General features: G+C 72.8%; 16 protein-coding genes. 7 read left to right on the top strand and 9 right to left on the bottom strand.

Annotated elements, in window-relative coordinates; all coding sequences use genetic code 11:
* Position 1: 1 nt before the first annotated feature.
* The 3 genes from AB0H81_RS28420 (at position 2) to AB0H81_RS28410 (ending at position 2,424) form a co-directional block, all read left to right on the top strand.
* On the top strand, positions 2-613 hold the full coding sequence (locus tag AB0H81_RS28420) for an HD domain-containing protein (protein WP_358380686.1): 612 nt from the start codon (positions 2-4) through the stop codon (positions 611-613).
* A 63-nt stretch (positions 614-676) separates the two neighbouring features.
* On the top strand, positions 677-1,555 hold the full coding sequence (locus tag AB0H81_RS28415) for a Rieske 2Fe-2S domain-containing protein (RefSeq protein ID WP_358380684.1): 879 nt from the start codon (positions 677-679) through the stop codon (positions 1,553-1,555).
* 29 nt (positions 1,556-1,584) lie between these two features.
* Positions 1,585-2,424: an NAD(P)H-binding protein gene (locus tag AB0H81_RS28410; RefSeq protein WP_358380682.1), complete on the top strand. Its 840-nt coding sequence runs from the start codon at positions 1,585-1,587 to the stop codon at positions 2,422-2,424.
* A gap of 21 nt (positions 2,425-2,445) precedes the next feature.
* Here the strand turns inward: AB0H81_RS28410 and AB0H81_RS28405 are convergent, their stop codons facing one another.
* The 3 genes from AB0H81_RS28405 to AB0H81_RS28395 are packed head-to-tail and all read right to left on the bottom strand — an operon-like array spanning position 2,446 to position 4,328.
* A complete protein-coding gene (locus AB0H81_RS28405) occupies positions 2,446-2,703 on the bottom strand; it encodes a hypothetical protein (protein ID WP_175604263.1) in 258 nt (85 codons plus the stop codon).
* A gap of 30 nt (positions 2,704-2,733) precedes the next feature.
* Complete coding sequence (locus tag AB0H81_RS28400) at positions 2,734-3,489, bottom strand: sulfite exporter TauE/SafE family protein (protein ID WP_358380680.1); 756 nt, start codon at positions 3,487-3,489, stop codon at positions 2,734-2,736.
* A 50-nt stretch (positions 3,490-3,539) separates the two neighbouring features.
* Entirely contained in the window at positions 3,540-4,328 is a 789-nt protein-coding gene (locus AB0H81_RS28395; RefSeq protein WP_358380678.1) for an ABC transporter ATP-binding protein, read from the bottom strand.
* 69 nt (positions 4,329-4,397) lie between these two features.
* Here AB0H81_RS28395 and AB0H81_RS28390 point away from each other — a divergent pair, with 69 nt between their 5' ends.
* Positions 4,398-5,120: a hypothetical protein gene (locus AB0H81_RS28390; protein WP_358380676.1), complete on the top strand. Its 723-nt coding sequence runs from the start codon at positions 4,398-4,400 to the stop codon at positions 5,118-5,120.
* 26 nt (positions 5,121-5,146) lie between these two features.
* Here AB0H81_RS28390 and AB0H81_RS28385 read toward each other — a convergent pair whose 3' ends face one another.
* Entirely contained in the window at positions 5,147-5,785 is a 639-nt protein-coding gene (locus tag AB0H81_RS28385; RefSeq protein WP_358380674.1) for a response regulator transcription factor, read from the bottom strand.
* Entirely contained in the window at positions 5,782-6,939 is a 1,158-nt protein-coding gene (locus tag AB0H81_RS28380; RefSeq protein WP_358380672.1) for a GAF domain-containing sensor histidine kinase, read from the bottom strand. The genes AB0H81_RS28385 and AB0H81_RS28380 overlap by 4 nt, the downstream gene beginning before the upstream one ends.
* Before the next feature lie 122 nt (positions 6,940-7,061).
* On the opposite strand from AB0H81_RS28380, the gene AB0H81_RS28375 reads away from it, so the two are divergent.
* The 3 genes from AB0H81_RS28375 (at position 7,062) to serB (ending at position 10,053) form a co-directional block, all read left to right on the top strand.
* Positions 7,062-7,718: an SDR family oxidoreductase gene (locus AB0H81_RS28375; RefSeq protein ID WP_358380670.1), complete on the top strand. Its 657-nt coding sequence runs from the start codon at positions 7,062-7,064 to the stop codon at positions 7,716-7,718.
* A 31-nt stretch (positions 7,719-7,749) separates the two neighbouring features.
* Positions 7,750-8,760 carry an S-adenosylmethionine:tRNA ribosyltransferase-isomerase gene (locus AB0H81_RS28370; protein WP_358380668.1) on the top strand — a complete coding sequence of 337 codons (1,011 nt, stop codon included), beginning with the start codon at positions 7,750-7,752 and terminating at the stop codon, positions 8,758-8,760.
* A gap of 75 nt (positions 8,761-8,835) precedes the next feature.
* Entirely contained in the window at positions 8,836-10,053 is a 1,218-nt protein-coding gene (gene serB, locus AB0H81_RS28365) for a phosphoserine phosphatase SerB (RefSeq protein ID WP_358380666.1), read from the top strand.
* On the opposite strand, the gene AB0H81_RS28360 is transcribed toward serB, so the two are convergent.
* The 4 genes from AB0H81_RS28360 to AB0H81_RS28345 all read right to left on the bottom strand — a co-directional run.
* Positions 10,043-12,343, bottom strand: coding sequence for an FUSC family protein (locus tag AB0H81_RS28360; RefSeq protein WP_358380664.1), 2,301 nt, complete (start codon positions 12,341-12,343; stop codon positions 10,043-10,045). The two genes, serB and AB0H81_RS28360, sit on opposite strands and share 11 nt — an antisense overlap.
* Positions 12,344-12,358: 15 nt before the next feature.
* Complete coding sequence (locus AB0H81_RS28355) at positions 12,359-12,826, bottom strand: histidine phosphatase family protein (protein ID WP_358380662.1); 468 nt, start codon at positions 12,824-12,826, stop codon at positions 12,359-12,361.
* Between the two features lie 501 nt (positions 12,827-13,327).
* The gene (locus AB0H81_RS28350; protein WP_358380660.1) at positions 13,328-15,610 is read right to left on the bottom strand and encodes a sodium-translocating pyrophosphatase; all 2,283 of its coding nucleotides are present in this window, start codon (positions 15,608-15,610) and stop codon (positions 13,328-13,330) included.
* 623 nt (positions 15,611-16,233) lie between these two features.
* Positions 16,234-16,731 (bottom strand): transposase family protein (locus tag AB0H81_RS28345; protein WP_358380658.1); only part of this gene is annotated, 498 nt, incomplete at its 5' end.

The following is a 16,731-nucleotide window of genomic DNA, read 5'->3' as shown; positions in this document are numbered from 1 at the left end:
GGTGTCGCGCGTGACTATCGCACCAGAAGAGGACCGCCTGACCGCCCAGATCGCCTTCGCCGTCGAGATCGACAAGTTGAAGCGGGTCATCCGCCGCAACCTGCTGATGGACGGTTCGCGGCGGGAGAACGACGCCGAGCACTCCTGGTACGTAGGCATGCTGGCCCTCGTGTTCGCCGAGCACGCGCCACCCGGCACCGACATCCAGCGGGTGATCGCCATGCTCCTGGTACACGACCTCGTGGAGATCGACGCCGGCGACACCTTCATCTACGACCCGGTGGCCGTCGCCGCGCAGGCCGCGGCCGAGCGGACCGCCGCGGAGCGGATCTTCGCGCTGCTGCCGGCCGACCAGGCGGCGTCGATGCGGGCGCTGTGGGAGGAGTTCGAGGCACGGGAGACGCCCGAGGCGAGGTTCGCCAAGGCGCTCGACCGCTTCGCGCCGATCCTGGCCAACCACAACACCGAGGGCGGCACGTGGCCGCTGTTCCGGGTGACGGCCTCGCAGGTCAAGGAGAAGGTACAGCTCATCGAGGAGGGCTCGCCGTCGCTGGGCGCGTACGCCATGGAGCTGGTCGAGCTGTCCGTCGCGAGAGGTCACCTGTCCGAGTGATGCCCTCACCCCTGGGGTAGGGGACTTGTCGTGAAAGAGATAGTACGACCGAGACGTAGGCAGATGCGCGTTTTGGGGGGACCGCTGGACCTGGCCGATCGGCTCGAGAAGTCCAAGGCCATGGACAAGCCCATCCAGAGGCTCGCCAAAACCGTGCGTGACCGGATCCGGCCGGGCCTGTTGCGGGACGTGCTGCACGGCGTCCCCACGGGCAAACCCCTCCACCCGCCGCTGGCGACGGTGAGCCTGGGCTGCTGGGCCTCGGCCGGTGTGCTCGACCTCACGACCATCGACCCCCGGGCCGCCCGGCTGCTGCTGGCCGTCGGCATCGGCAACGCGCTCCCCACCGCCGCCGCCGGCCTGACCGACTGGTCCTCGTTGCACCGGGAGCAGCAGCGCGTGGGATTCGTCCACATGCTGGCGAACGTGACGGCCCTCGGCCTGTTCACCGCGTCACTGGCGACCCGTGTGGCCGGCCGCGAACGCGTCGGGCGCGTCCTTTCGTGGACGGGGCTCGGCGTGGGCAGCCTCGGCGCCTACCTGGGCGGCCACATGGCCTACCGGCAGGCGGCCGGCGCCAACCACGCGCCGCAGGTGGCCCACCTGGTGCCGCTCGGCTGGCACGACCTGTGCCGGCTCGCCGACCTGCCCGACGGCAGGCCGGTCGCGCGGCGGCTCGGCTACATCCAGCTCTTCGTGCTGCGGCGGGGCGAGGGCGTCACCGTGCTCGCCGACCGCTGCCCCCATCTGGCGGGCCCGCTGCACCAGGGCCGGCTGGTCACGGACAACGGCGAGGCGTGCGTGGTGTGCCCCTGGCACGGCAGCACGTTCCGGCTGGAGGACGGCTCCGTCAAGCACGGTCCCGCCACGGCCCCCGCTCCGGCGTTCGAGACGCGGGTGCGCAAGGACGGCACCATCCAGGTACGGCCGGGCTTGATCTGAACCTTGCTTGAGGTTCTACCGTCGGAGGCATGAACGACATCCTCGTGACCGGTGCGACCGGCAACGTCGGCAGACACGTCGTCTCCCAGCTCGCGGGAGCCGGGATCCCGGTCCGCGCGCTGGTGCGCGACCCGTCCCGGGCCAGGCTCCCGGAAGGCGTCCAGCCGGTGGCCGGTGACCTGACCGCCCCGGAGACGCTGGAGCCGGCGCTGCGCGACGTGGACTCCGTCTTCCTGATCTGGCCCGGGTTCGCCGCCGAGACGGCCGAGCCCGTGGTGGAGGCCGTCGCCAAGCACGCCCGCCGCGTCGTCTACCTGTCGGCGGACGTGCCCGGCGCCGGCGACGACGACGAGCCGACGATCTTCCACCAGCGGATCGAACGGCTCATCAAGCGCACCGGCATGACCTGGACCTTCCTGCGCCCCGGCGGTTTCGCGGCCAACACGCTCGGCTGGGCCGACCAGATCCGGCAGGGCGTGGTGCGCTGGCCGTTCGGGGCGGCCTCCCGCTCGCTCATCCACGAGAAGGACATCGCGGCGGTCGCTGCGCACGTGCTCACCTCCGGCGGCCACGCCGGGGCGGCGTACGTGATCACCGGACCGGAGCAGCTCACCCAGGCCGAGCAGGTGCGCGTCATCGGTGAGGCGGTCGGGCGAGAGGTGCGGTGGGAGGACATGCCGCCGGAGGAGGCGCGCCAGGTGCTCACCGCCGCGTGGGGCGACCCCGGCTTCGTGGAGGGGGCGCTGCGCGGCTGGGAGTCGTTCGTGACGGCGCCGGAGAAGGTCACCGACACGGTGGAGCGGCTGCTGGGACGCCCGGCGCTGACGTTCCGCCAGTGGGCCGAGGACCACGCCGCCGACTTCCGCTGACGGCCACGCCGTGTCGCGCCGTCAGTCCTCGCCCTCGCCGTCCCCGGCGTACCGTCGCGCGGAGTTCTCGTCGGCGGGGTGCTCCACCAGGGCGAGGATGCGGCTGGACATGAACCGCGCGGTCCGTACGGCCGTGCCGCCGCGGGTGACCTCGCTGACCTCGACCAGGCCCCGGCGCGTGGCCACCTCGACGCGGCGGCCCGCGCGGGTGGCGACCACTTCGTAGGTGCGCGGGGTGCCCCCCGCATCAATGACGATCTCCACCCGATCACCCTTCATGTACGGATTTATACCCAGAAAGTCGGGAATTTATCCGTACACCAGTTTGATAATCGCCACGATCCCCACCACCACGATGATCCCTCGCAGCACCGGAGCCGGGATGCGCCGCCCGATCCTGGCTCCCAGGAAGCCACCGGCCATGGCGCCCAGCGCGACGGCCAGCACCGCCCACCAGTCGACGCGGGCGACGAAGATGAACAGCACCGCCGCGGTCGCGTTGACGATCAGCGACAGCACGTTCTTGGCGGCGTTCACCCGCTGGATGCCGTCGTCGAGGAAGCTGCCCAGCAGGCCGATCAGCAGCACGCCCTGCGCCGCGCCGAAGTAGCCGCCGTACACGCCCGCGGCGAACACGCCCAGCCAGAGCGCGATCCCGCCGTGCGGGTGGGCGTGCTCGCGGCGCGCCGCCAGCCAGCCGTTGAGCTTGGGCTGCACCACGACCAGCACGCACGCCAGAGCGATGAGCACGGGCACCACGACCTGGAACACGTCCGGGTCGAGGAACAGCAGCAGGATCCCGCCGATGAGCGAGCCGAGGCAGGAGGCCGGAGCCAGCCGCAGCAGCCGCTCGCGCTGGCCCTTGAGCTCCTCGCGGTAGCCGTAGGCGCCGGTGAAGGAGCCGGGCACCAGGCCGATGTTGTTGGACACGTTGGCGACGACGGGATCGACGCCCACCGCGACCAGGGTCGGGAAGGTGATCAGCGAGCCGGATCCGACGACCGCGTTGATGGCTCCCGCCGCCACACCGGCCGCGCAGACCGCGACCCCTTCCCAGAACATCACCCGCCCGAGCCTAGAGGGCCCGCCCCCGCGCGGAAACGCGGGGGGCCAGGTCAGAGGGCGCGCGCGTACCAGCGGCCACCCGCGCTGCGGTCGAGCGTCAGCGGCACCCCGAACGTCTGCGACAGGTTGTCGGCCGTCATCACGTCTTCGAGCGACCCCTGCGCCACCACCGAGCCGTTACGCAGCAGCAGTCCGTGCGTGAACCCGGCCGGCACCTCCTCCACGTGGTGCGTGACCAGCGCCAGCGTCGGCGAGCGGTGGTCGTGGGCCAGCACCGACAGCCGGCGCACCAGGTCTTCCCGGCCGCCCAGGTCGAGGCCGGCGGCGGGCTCGTCGAGCAGCAGCATCTCCGGGTCGGGCATCAGCGCGCGGGCGATCTGCACCCGCTTGCGCTCACCCTCCGACAGCGTGCCGAACCGGCGGCGGATCAAATGCGCCGCACCCAACATGTCGATCAGCTCGACGGCCCGGGTCACGTCGTTGGAGTCGTACTCCTCCGTCCAGCGGCCCATGATCCCGTACGAGGCCGTGAGCACCAGGTCGATGACCTTCTCCTCCGGCGGGATGCGCTCGGCCAGCGCGGAACTGGCCAGCCCGATCCGCGGCCGCAGGTCGAAGACGTCGGTCTGGCCGAGCCGCTCGCCGAGCACCTCGACCACGCCCTCGGTCGGGAACATCAGCGTGGCCGCCACCTGCAGCAACGTGGTCTTGCCCGCGCCGTTGGGCCCGATCACCACCCACCGTTCGTCCTCGTTGACCGTCCAGTCGATGCCGCGCAGCAGGGCCGCTCCGTCGCGCCTGACGACGACGTCCTGGAGCCGCAGCACCTGACCACCCATCCCCGGATCCCTCCTTTAGGAGAACGCTCGGGACAAACCTATTGCAGGGCGAGCGCATATCGTGGACCGGTGCACCCTGAATCGCCTGTCTGCCGGGTATTGGTCGCCTGGGGCAACGCCTGGCTCGCCGGTCACGTCGGCCTTGACGAGGCCGCCGACCGGGTGGAGAGCGCCGGCGGCCCCACCGTCGTGGGCGAGGTGCCGCTGCGTGAGCACCTGGCCGTCCTGCGCGGCGACGGGCTCAGCGAGTTCCGGCTCGCCCTGCCCGCGCCCGGAGACCCGCTCGGCCTGTCCGGTCCGCCGGAGTTCAACGCCGCGGCCGTCGAGGCGCGCCAGGCGGTCATCGCCGTGCTGCCCGAGCGGCGCCTCGGGCTGGTGCCCTCCTCCGACCGGCGCGGCTCGTCGTACGTGGGCGTGCGGATGTCGGTGTACGAGGCGGGGCCCGTGCGCCACGACCTGCCGTCGGTGGCGGAGGCGGAGCGGGAGCTGTCCGGCGCGTTGCGCGCGGCCACCGAGGCGCTCGCCTCGGTCGACGGCCCCGCGCCCGGCCGGCCCGACCGGCTCGGGGCCGGGGAAGGCGAGCTGGCGCCCGGCTACCCGGCGCGGGCGCACCGCGTCGCCGCGCTCGCGGCCCGGCTCGGGACGGTGCTGCGGCTGGCCGGGGACCGCGGGCTCACCTCGGGGCAGGTCGCCGTCCGCGACGCCGCGCTGCGCGAGCTGGACCGGGCCGTACGGCGGGCGCTCGTGGCCTCCTGCCACGCCATCCTGGAGCCGTCCCCCGACCGCCCCTGACCCTGCTCCAGGGCGCTTCAGGCGCTTCAGGCGAGGCCGTGGCGCACCGCGTACAGGGCGGCCTGGGTGCGGTCCTGGACGCCGAGCTTCATCAGCACGTTCGACACGTGGGTCTTGACCGTCTTCTCGGCGACGGCGAGGCTCCGGGCGATCTCCCTGTTGGAGCGGCCCGCCGCGATCAGCGCGAGCACCTCACGCTCCCGCTCGGTCAGCGGCGCCGGCCCCGGCACGCCTCCCCCGCCGCCCGCGTGGGCGTCCGCGCCCGCGCGCAGCACCGCCTCGGCCGCCTCGGGCGCGAGCAGCACCTGCCCGCCGTGGACCGCCCGCACGGCCTGCGCCAGCGCCGACGGGTCCACGTCCTTGTAGAGGAACCCGGCCGCGCCCGCCCGCATCGCCGGCGCGACGTCCGACCGGTCGCTCACCGACGTGAGCACGAGCACCCGGGCGGGCGAGCCGGCCAGCCGCTCCAGCGCGCCCAGCCCGTCGAGCACCGGCATCCGCAGGTCGAGCAGCACAACGTCGGGCGTCAGCTCCGCGGCCAGCTCGACGGCCCGCTCCCCGTCGCCCGCCTCGCCCACGACCGTGATGTCGTCCTGCAGGTCGAGGAACGTGCGCAACCCCTGCCGCACCACCGGATGATCGTCGGCGATCAGCACCCGGATCACACGCCCACCTCCACGCGGACCGTCGTCCCCCGGCCCGGCGCCGAGTCCACGGTCATCATCCCGCCCACCGACTCCGCCCGCTCCCGCATCGACACCAGGCCGAGGCCGCGCGAGCCGCCCTGCTCGAAGCCGGCGCCGTCGTCGGACACCGACAGGGAGAGCTTGCCGCCCGCGTGGCACAGCCGTACCGCCACCTCGGAGGCGCCCGAGTGGCGCAGCGCGTTGTGCAGCGCCTCCTGCGCCACCCTGAGCAGCGCCACCTCCGCGGCGGGGTCGAGCGGCGGCGGCTCGTCGCAGTCGAACACCACGCGCGCCGGGTGCAGCCGGTCCAGCAGCCGCACGTGCTTGCGCAGCGTCTCGGCCAGGCCGTGGCGGTCCAGCTCCGCCGGGCGCAGTTCGACGATCACCGCGCGCAGCTCGGCCAGCGCCTCGCCGGCCAGCCGCTGCACGCGCTCCAGCTCCGCCGCCGCCCTGTCCGGCGCCTTCTCCAGCATGGTGGCGGCGGCCTGGGCCGTCAGCCGCAGCGAGAACAGCTTCTGCGTCACCGCGTCATGCAGCTCCCGCGCCATCCGGTTGCGCTCCTCCAGCATGGCCAGCTCGCGTCCGCGCTCGTACAGCCGGGCGTTGGTCAGCGCGATCGCCGCGTGCGCCGCGAACAGCGTCAGCAGCTCCTCGTCAGCCGCCGTGAATCCGCCCGGTATGCGCTTGTTGGCCAGGAAGATGATGCCGAGCACCTCGTCGCCGTCGCGGATCGGCACACCGAGGAAGTCCTTCATCACCGGGTGCGCCTTCGGCCACCACTCGAAACGGGGGTCGTCGCGCAGGTCCGGCAGCCGCACCGGGGCCCCGTCGCGCAGCATCGCGCCGAGCATGCCGTGCTGGCGCGGCAAGGGCCCGATCGCGTCCCACTGCCGGCCGGTCAGCCCCTCCGCGACGAACTCCGCGAACGAGCCGTCCTCGTCGGGCACCCCGAGCGCGGCGTAGCGGGCGTCCAGGAGCCGCTGCGCCGAGCGGACGATGACCTGGAGCACCTCGCGCACCGACAGGTGCCGGGTGACGGCGAGCACGGCGGTGCTCACAGCCTGCAGAATCTCCTCGCGGTCCGACGTCACGGACCGGCTCTCCTGCGGGAACTCCTCACGGTCCGATGTCACGGTCCCACTCTAGGGTTCCCCGCTCCGCAGTCCCTCCCGCGAAGGTCCTAGGACGAAGTGCCCAGACCCGGACAGGTCCGCGGCCCGATGTCCCGCGGGCGCGGCGTTCCTACCGTCGAGACATGACGAACACCGCACTGATCACCGGCGCCTCCCGTGGCCTCGGCCTCGCCCTCGCCCGATCGCTGGCGGAGGCCGGCTGGGACCTCGTCCTCACCGCGCGCGGCCGGGACGACCTCGACCGGGTCGCCGCCGAGCTGGGCGCCACCGCCATCGCCGGCGACGTGACCGACCCGGCCCACGTCGAGCGGCTGTCGCTGGCCGTACCGGAGCTGGACCTGCTGGTCAACAACGCCAGCGGCCTCGGCGTGACCCCGCTGCCGCCGCTGGCCTCGTACCCGCTGGAGGCGTTCAAGCTGCTGCTGGAGACCAACGTCACCGCGCCGCTCGCGCTCGTCCAGGCCACGCTCCCCGCGCTGCGCCGCCGGAGCGGCGCGATCGTGAACGTCACCTCCGACGCCGCCACGGGCGCCTACCCCGGCTGGGGCGGCTACGGCGCCACCAAGGCCGCGCTGGAGCAGCTGTCCAACGTGCTGGCCGCCGAGGAGCCCGACCTGGCCGTCTGGTGGGTGGACCCCGGCGAGATGAACACCCGCATGCTCGCCGACGCCGTGGGCCGGGAGGAGGCCGCCGGCGCCGCCGACCCCGCGAAGGTCGCCGCCGCCCTGCGCGACCTGGTCACGTCCCGGCCCGCGAGCGGAAAGGTGAGCCTCCAGTGACCGCGACCTTGACCGGAAGGGTGAGCCTCCAGTGACCGCGACCCTCGACTTCGCCCTCCCCGACACCCTCTCCGCGCACGAGCCGCCCGAGGCCAGAGGGCTGGCCCGCGACGGGGTGCGCCTGCTCGTCTCCCGCGGCGACGACGAGCCCGCGCACCACCGGTTCACGGACCTGCCCTCGCTGCTCGCGCCCGGCGACCTCGTCGTGGTCAACAACTCGGCCACGCTGCCCGCCGCCGTCCGGCTCGACCGGCTCGCCGTCCACTTCTCCACCGCGCGCGAGGACGGCACATGGCTGGTCGAGCTGCGCCGCCGTACGAGCACCGCCTCCGAGCCGTACGCGGGAGGGGAGCCCGGCGAGTGGCTGCCGCTGCCCGGAGGCGCCACGCTGCGGCTGCTCGGCCGGGAGACGCCCCGGCTGTGGCGGGCCCGGCTCGACCGGGACGTGGAGCCGTACCTGCGCGAGCACGGCAAGCCGATCCGCTACTCCTACGTGGACAGGGACTGGCCGATCGACGCCTACCAGACCGTGTTCGCCACCGTGCCGGGAAGCGCCGAGATGCCCAGCGCGGGCCGGCCGTTCAGCGCCGCGCTCGTGACGGCGCTGGTGGCGCGCGGCGTGCAGATCGCGCCCATCACCCTGCACACCGGTGTCGCCTCCCCCGAGAAGGACGAGCCGCCCTACGCCGAGCGGTACGAGGTGCCGGCGCCGACCGCGCGGCTGGTGAACCTCACCCGGCGCAACGGCGGGCGGGTCGTCGCGGCGGGCACCACCGTCGTCCGCGCCCTGGAGACGGCGGTGGACGCCGGCGGGCGGGTCACGGCGTCGGCGGGCTGGACCAGCCGCGTCGTCACCCCCGACGACGGGGTACGCGCCGTCACCGGCCTGCTCACCGGGCTGCACGAGCCGCGCTCCAGCCACCTCATGATGCTGACCGCCGTCGCCGGCCCGGCGAGCCTGGCCCGGGCGTACGAGGAGGCGCTGCGGGAGGGGTACCTGTGGCACGAGTTCGGCGACTCCCACCTGCTGCTGGCGCGGTGAACGGCAGTGATCCAGGTCATGAACACCCACCCCTGGTCCGCGTCCACCCCGCGCGGCACAGTAGCGTGACTGGATGTGGACCAGCGGACCCTCCTGATCACTCTCAACGGCCCTGACCGGCCCGGCGTCACCTCCCGGCTCTTCTCCGTCCTGTCGGGCTTCCCGGTGACCGTCTCCGACATCGAGCAGGTCGTCATCCGGGGGCGGCTAACCCTCGGCGTGCTCGTCGCCTACGCCGGCGGACCGTCCACCGGCACGGGCACCACCCTCGGGGCCCTGTGGACCTCCGTGGAGCGTGTGGCCGAGGACCTCGGCATGGAGGTGGAACTCTCCACCGGCTCCCTGGCCAAGGAGAAGCGCCGCCGCGGCCGGCTTTCGGTCAGCGTCCTCGGCGCCACCCTCCAGCCCGCCGCCATCGCCGGCATCGCCGGCCGCATCGCCGCCGCGGGCGCCAACATCGACCGCATCGAGCGCCTCGCCCAGTGGCCCGTCACCTGCATCGAGCTGTCCGTCTCCGGCGCCGACCCCGACGCGCTGCGCGTCGAGCTGGCCGCCGAGGCGGCGGCCCAGCAGGTGGACGTGGCCGTGCAGCGCACCGGCCTGTCCCGGCGGGCCAAGCGGCTCGTCGTCATGGACGTCGACTCGACGCTCATCCAGGGCGAGGTCATCGAGCTGCTCGCGGCGCACGCCGGCTGCCTGGACGAGGTCGCCCGGGTCACCGAGGAGGCCATGCGGGGCGAGCTGGACTTCGCCGAGTCGCTGCGCCGCCGGGTCGCCCTGCTCGAAGGGCTGCCGGCCGACGTGCTGGAGCAGGTGCGCCAGGAGGTCGTGCTCACGCCCGGCGCGCGCACCCTCGTCCGCACGCTCAAGCGGCTCGACTACCGCTTCGCCATCGTCAGCGGCGGCTTCACCCAGATCACCGACGCCCTCGTCGAGGACCTCGGCATCGACTACTCCGCGGCCAACGTCCTGGAGATCATCGACGGGCGGCTCACCGGCCGGGTCGCGGGCGAGATCGTCGACCGGCCGGGCAAGGCGCGGGCACTCGAACGGTTCGCCAGGGAGGCCGGGCTGCCGATCAGCCAGACGGTGGCCATCGGCGACGGCGCCAACGACCTCGACATGATCGCCGCCGCCGGGCTGGGCATCGCCTTCAACGCCAAGCCGGTGCTGCGGCAGGCGGCCGACACGACCGTCAACACGCCGTACCTCGACTCGATCCTCTATCTGCTCGGCATCTCACGCGACGAGGTCGAGGCGGCCGACGCCGAGGACACCGCGCTCACCCGCTGACCCGCTGGGTCAGCGGCCCGGCGGCCTCGCGGGCCAGTTCGAGGGCGTCGGAGCAGAGGGAACGCAGCGCGGGGTGCGCCGTCACGGTCAGCCGGAGCTGACGGCGCACCGCCGACGCGTCCCCGCCTGCCGGGGGCTTCCCGGCCCCCTCCTTGGAGACCTCGGCCGTCTCCTGGGAGGCCTCGGCTGTCTGCTGAGCGGTCTCGGCTGCCTCCTGGGCGGCCTCCCGGGCCACCGCCTCCTTCATGATCGAGCTGACCTCGCCGGCCAGCTCGGCGAGCCGTTCCTCCAGCTCGTCCGCCTCAGGAGGAGGCTCACCGCTGCGCACGGTCTCCGCCACGGCCGCCAACCGGTCCGCCACCGCGTCCAGCACGGCGACCGTGGCGTCGGAGCCCACTTCCGAGCCGCGCAGCACGGACGCCACCACCAGCGCGTCGTCCCGCAGCCTGCGGGCCGCCGTGACCGCCTCCCGCAGCTCCTGCGGCACCCGTCCGCCCGGCTCCTTGCCCAGCTTGTCCAGGGACGCGGTGAGGGCGTCGGCGGCCTGCCCCGCCGCGTCCGCGTGTCCCAGCACGGCGTCGAGGTCGCGCTCGGCCACCGCGCCCACCAGCGCCGCGTGCTGCTCCAGCAGCTCCGCCGTACGGGTGCGCAGCCGTCCCCGCTCGTTGCGCGGCCACAGCAGCCGCCCCGCCGCCAGCGCCAGCAGGCCGCCCCCCGCGGTCAGCAGCAGCCGGGCCCCGGCCGCTCGCCAGTCGAGCGGGGTGGAGAAGTCGGCCAGCATCATGGCCAGCGGCGTCGCGAACACCATCCAGTAGCCATAGCTCACCTCGCGCAACGCGTACCCCACCGTGGCGAACACGAGCACGGTCGCGGCGATCGTGTACGGCCCGGGCACCGCCGCCAGGATCACCGCGGCCACGGCCGCACCGAGCACGGTGCCCGCCACGCGCAGCACCACGCGCTCCACCGTGTCGCCGTACGTGGACCGCAGGGCCAGCATCACGGTGATCACGAACCACTTGCCGTACACCTCGTGGGTGCCGATCATGAGCAGCATCGCCGCGGTCACGGCGATGCCCAGCCGTCCCAGGTGTTCGGCCGCTCCACCGGCCTTCAACGCCTGCCACGCCCGCCGGGGCGAACGGGCCGCCCGCCGCCACGCCCTCCGCAGGCGCGCCGGCCGCCACCAGCCGTGGCCGCCCTGCCAGAACGGCCGCCACACCACCGGCCGCCAAGCCCTCGCGACCACCGCCGGCACCCGGATCCCCCGCGCCGCGAACACCCCGACCCCGCGCACCCCCACACCGATCCGATCGAGGGAGCGCCGCACCTGCCCCAGGACCGCCATCCGCCGCAGAGACACCGGATCGGCGCCGGCCCGGGCCCGCTGCTCCCCCACGTACTCCCCGAAGGCCGCCGCCGCGGCCAGCGCCGCCTCCACGTCCTCAGGCGTCTTCGTGCGCAGCGCCACGGTCAGGGCCCGTACGACCCCGTCGATTCCGCGGCGGTCCTCCTCCGCCCGGGCCCGCACGACCTCCTCGATCCTCCGGCGGTCCTGGTCCGCCGCCTGCGCGCGCAGCCTGCGCAGCGCGACCGTCTCCACGAAGACGCGGACCAGCGTCCGCACGTAGGCGTCGGACGAGCGGGCGTTGTCCTCACCCGCGTGGAAGGCGGCCGACGCCGTGGCCGCCGCCTCCAGCGCCTTCGCCGCGCGCTCCCGGCGCTTCCCCCACCCCGCGTCGTCCAGGTCGACGCCGTCGAGCATCGACGCCAGCGACTCCCGCGCCCCGCTCAGCGCCTCGTGCAGCGGGTCCAGCCGCCGCACCGGCCACGGCGCCATCGCGAGGACGAAGAACCACGCCGCGCCCAGCGCCATCTCCAGCGGCCCCGACGGCCCGACCGGCACGTGCAGGTAGAAGCCGAGGACCGCCGCGATCGCGGGCGGCGTCCCGACGATCCGCCACCGGGCGGCCGCCGCCACCAGGCCGATCGCCACGGCGCCCCACCACGGGTACGGCCCGACCAGCATCCCCAGCGCCATCCCCGCCGGCACCAGGACCAGCTTGACGACCAGGTTCCAGGCGCGTTGCGCGTACGGCTTGCCGTACATGTCGCCGAAAGCCGTCAGATACGCCCCGAGCGCCACGAACGCGCCCCCATGCGGCACCCCCGCCGTGACCCCGGCGAACAGCGGCCCCGACACGGCCACCCCGCACAGCAGCCCGTACCCCCACGGAGGCCGCGCCGGCAGCGCGAACCCTTCGCGCAACGCTCTGGCGGCCCCCCGCATGCATGTCGCCCCTGGTCAGTGTTCCTTGGGATCCCAGCGCGTCACCAGGTCTCCCTCCCCTGGGGACAGGTCTACCCAGGACGATCCCGTCCGGATCACCGCGAACGACCCCGGCCGGAACCCGTACTCGCCACCCGCCAGCCCGAGCGCCAGCTCGTGGACCCCAGGGTTGTGCCCGCACAGGACGAGCGTGCCGACCTCGGGATCGGTCCGCCTGACCAGCTCCAGCAGCTCGTCCGGGTACGCCTCGTAGATGTCGCGCTCGTAGCTCACCTCGACGTCCGGGAAGGCCAGCTCGGCGGTGCGCCTGGTGCGCTCGGCCGGTGAGCACAGCACCAGGTCGGGCACGAGCCCCAGCGCCCGCACCTCGTCACCGGCCCGCCCGGCGTCACGCTCGCCCCGCTCGGTCAGGGGCCGCTCCCGATCGCTCAACCCCAGCACGTGCGCGGCCTTGGCGTGGCGGAGCACGATCAGCGTCGGCACCTCGTCACACCCCCCTCGACGCCCACATGGCCAGCGCCACGATCGCCGCCAGGATGACCAGCATGGCGAGCAGGATGAAGGCCAGCGTCTTTCCGCCGGTGGGCCGCTTGTCGTTCATCCGCACAGTTTCCCATCGAGGGGGTCAGGTGTCCCGTACGGGACCGATCATCTGATCGGGGACGCCCCCGCCCAACCAGGTCCGCGCCCCATCCCACGCCTCACCCCGGCCCCCTGCCCGCTTTGCCTCTGCCGCCTGGCTCTGACACCCTGCCCCTGCCCCACACCCCTGACTCCAGGCCCGAGCAGCGAAGCACCCAGCGCCCGCCCTCCTGAGCCGAACGCGCGCCCAGAACGCCACACCGTTGGCCGTGCCCGGAACGCGGAAGCGCCCGTCCTCCCCGGCATCACCGGGAAGGACGGGCGCCTCAGACGATGCGGCCCGCGCCGCTCAGACCAGCCGACGCGCCCCGCCAGACCAGAGGGCGGGACGCGACCCGCGCCCTAGGACGCGACCGGGGTCTGCTCTCGCTTGTGGTCGTTGGCCGGCTCGCTGGTCGCCGAGCGGCGCTTGGAGACCACGATGGCCCCCACCACCACCGCCAGCGCGACCACCGTGACGCCGACCCGCAGGGCGGCATTCCCGGCATACAGCACGACGGCCGGCGCCACCAGCAGGGCGACGAGGTTCATCACCTTGATCAGCGGGTTGATGGCCGGACCGGCGGTGTCCTTGAACGGGTCGCCCACCGTGTCGCCGATGACGGTCGCGGCGTGGGCCTCGGAGCCCTTGCCGCCGTGGTGACCGTCCTCGACCAGCTTCTTCGCGTTGTCCCAGGCGCCACCGGAGTTGGCCAGGAACACCGCCATCAGCGTGCCGCACGCGATCGCGCCGGCCAGGAACGCGCCCAGCGGGGCGTACCCGAAGGCGAAGCCCACCGCGATCGGCGTCATGACCGCCAGCAGGCCGGGCGTGGCCAGCTCGCGCAGCGAGTCGCGGGTGCAGATGTCGACGACCCGTCCGTACTCGGGCTTCTCGGAGCCGTCCATGATGCCCGGCTTGTTGCGGAACTGGTCGCGTACCTCGAAGACCACGCGCATCGCGGCCCGCCCGACCGCCATGATCGCCAGACCGGAGAAGAGGAACACCACGGCCGCGCCGACGATCAGGCCGACCAGCACGTTCGGCTGGTCGATGCTGAGGCTGAACGACGACGCCTGCGGGAGCTGCGACTCCACCGCCGTGCGGAACGCGCCGAACAGCGCGGTCGCCGCGAGCACGGCCGTGGCGATCGCGATGCCCTTGGTGATGGCCTTGGTGGTGTTGCCGACGGCGTCGAGGCTGGTCAGCACCCGCGCGCCCTCGCCCTCGACGTCGCCGGACATCTCGGCGATGCCCTGCGCGTTGTCGGAGACCGGGCCGAAGGTGTCCATGGACACGATGACGCCGACCGTGGTGAGCAGGCCGGTGCCGGCCAGCGCCACCGCGAACAGCGCGATCGTCACGTTCCCGAAGCCCAGCAGGAACGCGCCGTAGACCGCGCCCGCGATGATCAGCGCGGAGTAGACGGCCGACTCCAGGCCGACGCTGATGCCGGCGAGGATGACGGTGGCGGGGCCGGTGGCCGAGCTCTCGCCGATCTCGCGGACCGGGCGGCGGTTGGTCTCGGTGAAGTAGCCGGTCAGGAGCTGGATGGCGCTGGCCAGCACCAGGCCGATGAGCACCGCGCCGATGGCGATAAGCCGCGGGTCGGCGTCGGACTGGACGGACGAGCCGCTCAGACCGCTGAAGCTGTCCGGCAGGTACCAGAACGCGGCACCCGCGACGAGCACCGCGGAGATGGCGGCCGAGATGAAGAAACTGCGGTTGATGGCGGCCATGCCGCTGCGGTCGCGGTCGCGCAGGCCGGTCACGAAGATGCCGATGATGGCGGTGACCACACCGATCATCGGGACGATGAGCGGGAAGATCAGGCCCTGCTCACCGAACGCGACCTTGCCCAGGATCAGGCTGGCGACCAGCATGACCGCGTACGACTCGAACAGGTCGGCGGCCATGCCGGCGCAGTCGCCGACGTTGTCGCCCACGTTGTCGGCGATGGTCGCGGCGTTGCGCGGGTCGTCCTCCGGGATGCCCTGCTCGACCTTGCCGACCAGGTCGGCACCCACGTCGGCGGCCTTGGTGAAGATGCCGCCGCCGACACGCATGAACATCGCGAGCAGCGCCGCGCCGAAGCCGAAGCCTTCGAGCACGCCCGGCGCGTCGCCCTGGTACAGGAACACGACGACCGCCGCGCCCAGCAGGCCGAGGCCGACGGTGAACATGCCGGCGACGCCGCCGGTGCGGAAGGCGATGCGCATGGCGCGCTTCTCGCCGGTGTCGCGGGCCGCGGCGGCGACGCGCACGTTGCCGCGCACAGCCAGCCACATCCCCATGAATCCGGTCAACGCGGAGAACACCGCGCCGACCACGAAGAAGATGGAGCGGCCGATGCGCACATCGGTCTCGCCCGGCAGCAGGAGCAGCAGGAAGGGAATCACGACGACGAAGATCGCCAACGTGCGGAACTGCCGCGTCAGGTAGGCGGCTGCGCCTTCCTGCACGGCCCGGGCGATGTTCTGCATGCGCTCGGTGCCCTGGTCGGCGCGCAGCACTTCACGCACCAAGCCGCCGGCGACGGCAAGGGCGATCAGTGCGACCGCGGCGACCACGATCACGATGGTGAGATTGTTACCGTTCAGGGCCAGATTGGACGCTGGCTCGGCGGCCAGCACGTGCCTAAACATCGGGTTCTCCTCGGCAAGACCGGTCGTCCTGCCCGGGCGGTGCTGCGAACGTCGGCTGGCGGGTGCGGCACCATCCGGGTTGTGGGTGCCGCTTCCGGTTGAGTCCGCAGTTCCGCCGGATCACCTTGGCCGGTGCCGGGAGTCTACGCAGCGTCTGCCAGGATATGAAGGCTCTCCAGCCGGTTAATTGTGCGCGCGTCCAGTAAACCGCTGACAGGGGGGCGATTTGGGAACTGACAAGGCAAATTTCCGGCAGTTTACGGCCCTGACAACCAGGGATATCGACACGCCCGAAAGACCCCCCAGCCCTCTCGGGCTTCCCGACGCTCTCCCGCTCCCGGGGTCCTCCGTTGTCCGTCGTCCGAGGCCCGCACACCGTTAACCACAGGACCGGCGTCGCGGTGCACACGCCGGGCGTTGCCATGCACAGGACCGGCGTCGCTGTGCACAGCAGGGCCCGTTGTGCACAGCCTGGAGATTGTGGCTGTCCGGAGTTACGGCTGCTGTCGGCCGGGAGTTCAATGTCGCCAGAAAGATCAACTTCGCCCAGGGGATCACGACCCGGCCAGGCGATCACCCTTCTCTAAACGATCAAACCTAATTTGATGATCAATGAGCCTTTTTCATCCTGGGTAACGGCCCTCTTCGACGAGCTGCAGCACGAGGATCGCCTGCACGAGCGTGGTCGCGCGATGCGGGCAGCAGCGCAGCTTGGCCAGTACCTTCCAGGACTTCAAGGTCGCAACGGCGCGCTCGCCGATGGCGCGGATGCGGGCATGCGAGCGGTTGACCTCTCGCTGCCCGCGTGACAACCATCTACGGTGACGATGCCGCTTGAACGGCGTGCGGATCGTGCCGCCGGCACCTTGATAGCCCTTGTCCGCGAAGGTCTTGACGCCGGCGCCGGTCAAGGCGTCGATCAGGCCGACCCTCCGAGCCGCGGTGAGGTCGTGCACCGCGCCCGGCAGCGCAGGCGAGGCCCACACCAGCCGGCCCATCGGGTCGGCCAGCAGCTGCACGTTCACCCCATGCTGCTTGTGCTTGCCGCTGTAGTACGGCCGCTCATCGGCCAGGCGGTCGATCGGGATGAGAGTGCCGTCCAAGATGGCGTAGGCCAACCG

It is taken from the genome of Nonomuraea sp. NPDC050691 (assembly GCF_040654455.1).
In the GTDB taxonomy this organism is placed as follows: domain Bacteria; phylum Actinomycetota; class Actinomycetes; order Streptosporangiales; family Streptosporangiaceae; genus Nonomuraea.
Note: the sequence above shows the minus strand (reverse complement) of the source record. Positions and strands in the feature narration are given on the sequence as shown.

Excerpts from the sequence above, each read along its gene's own strand:
- AB0H81_RS28415 (WP_358380684.1), top strand. The coding sequence starts at position 677 with ATGCGCGTTTTGGGGGGACCGCTGGACCTGGCCGATCGGCTCGAGAAG.
- AB0H81_RS28375 (WP_358380670.1), top strand. The coding sequence starts at position 7,062 with ATGACGAACACCGCACTGATCACCGGCGCCTCCCGTGGCCTCGGCCTC.
- AB0H81_RS28350 (WP_358380660.1), bottom strand. The coding sequence starts at position 15,610 with ATGTTTAGGCACGTGCTGGCCGCCGAGCCAGCGTCCAATCTGGCCCTG.
- AB0H81_RS28405 (WP_175604263.1), bottom strand. The coding sequence starts at position 2,703 with ATGAAGGGTGATCGGGTGGAGATCGTCATTGATGCGGGGGGCACCCCG.
- AB0H81_RS28410 (WP_358380682.1), top strand. The coding sequence starts at position 1,585 with ATGAACGACATCCTCGTGACCGGTGCGACCGGCAACGTCGGCAGACAC.
- AB0H81_RS28395 (WP_358380678.1), bottom strand. The coding sequence starts at position 4,328 with ATGGGTGGTCAGGTGCTGCGGCTCCAGGACGTCGTCGTCAGGCGCGAC.
- AB0H81_RS28360 (WP_358380664.1), bottom strand. The coding sequence starts at position 12,343 with ATGCGGGGGGCCGCCAGAGCGTTGCGCGAAGGGTTCGCGCTGCCGGCG.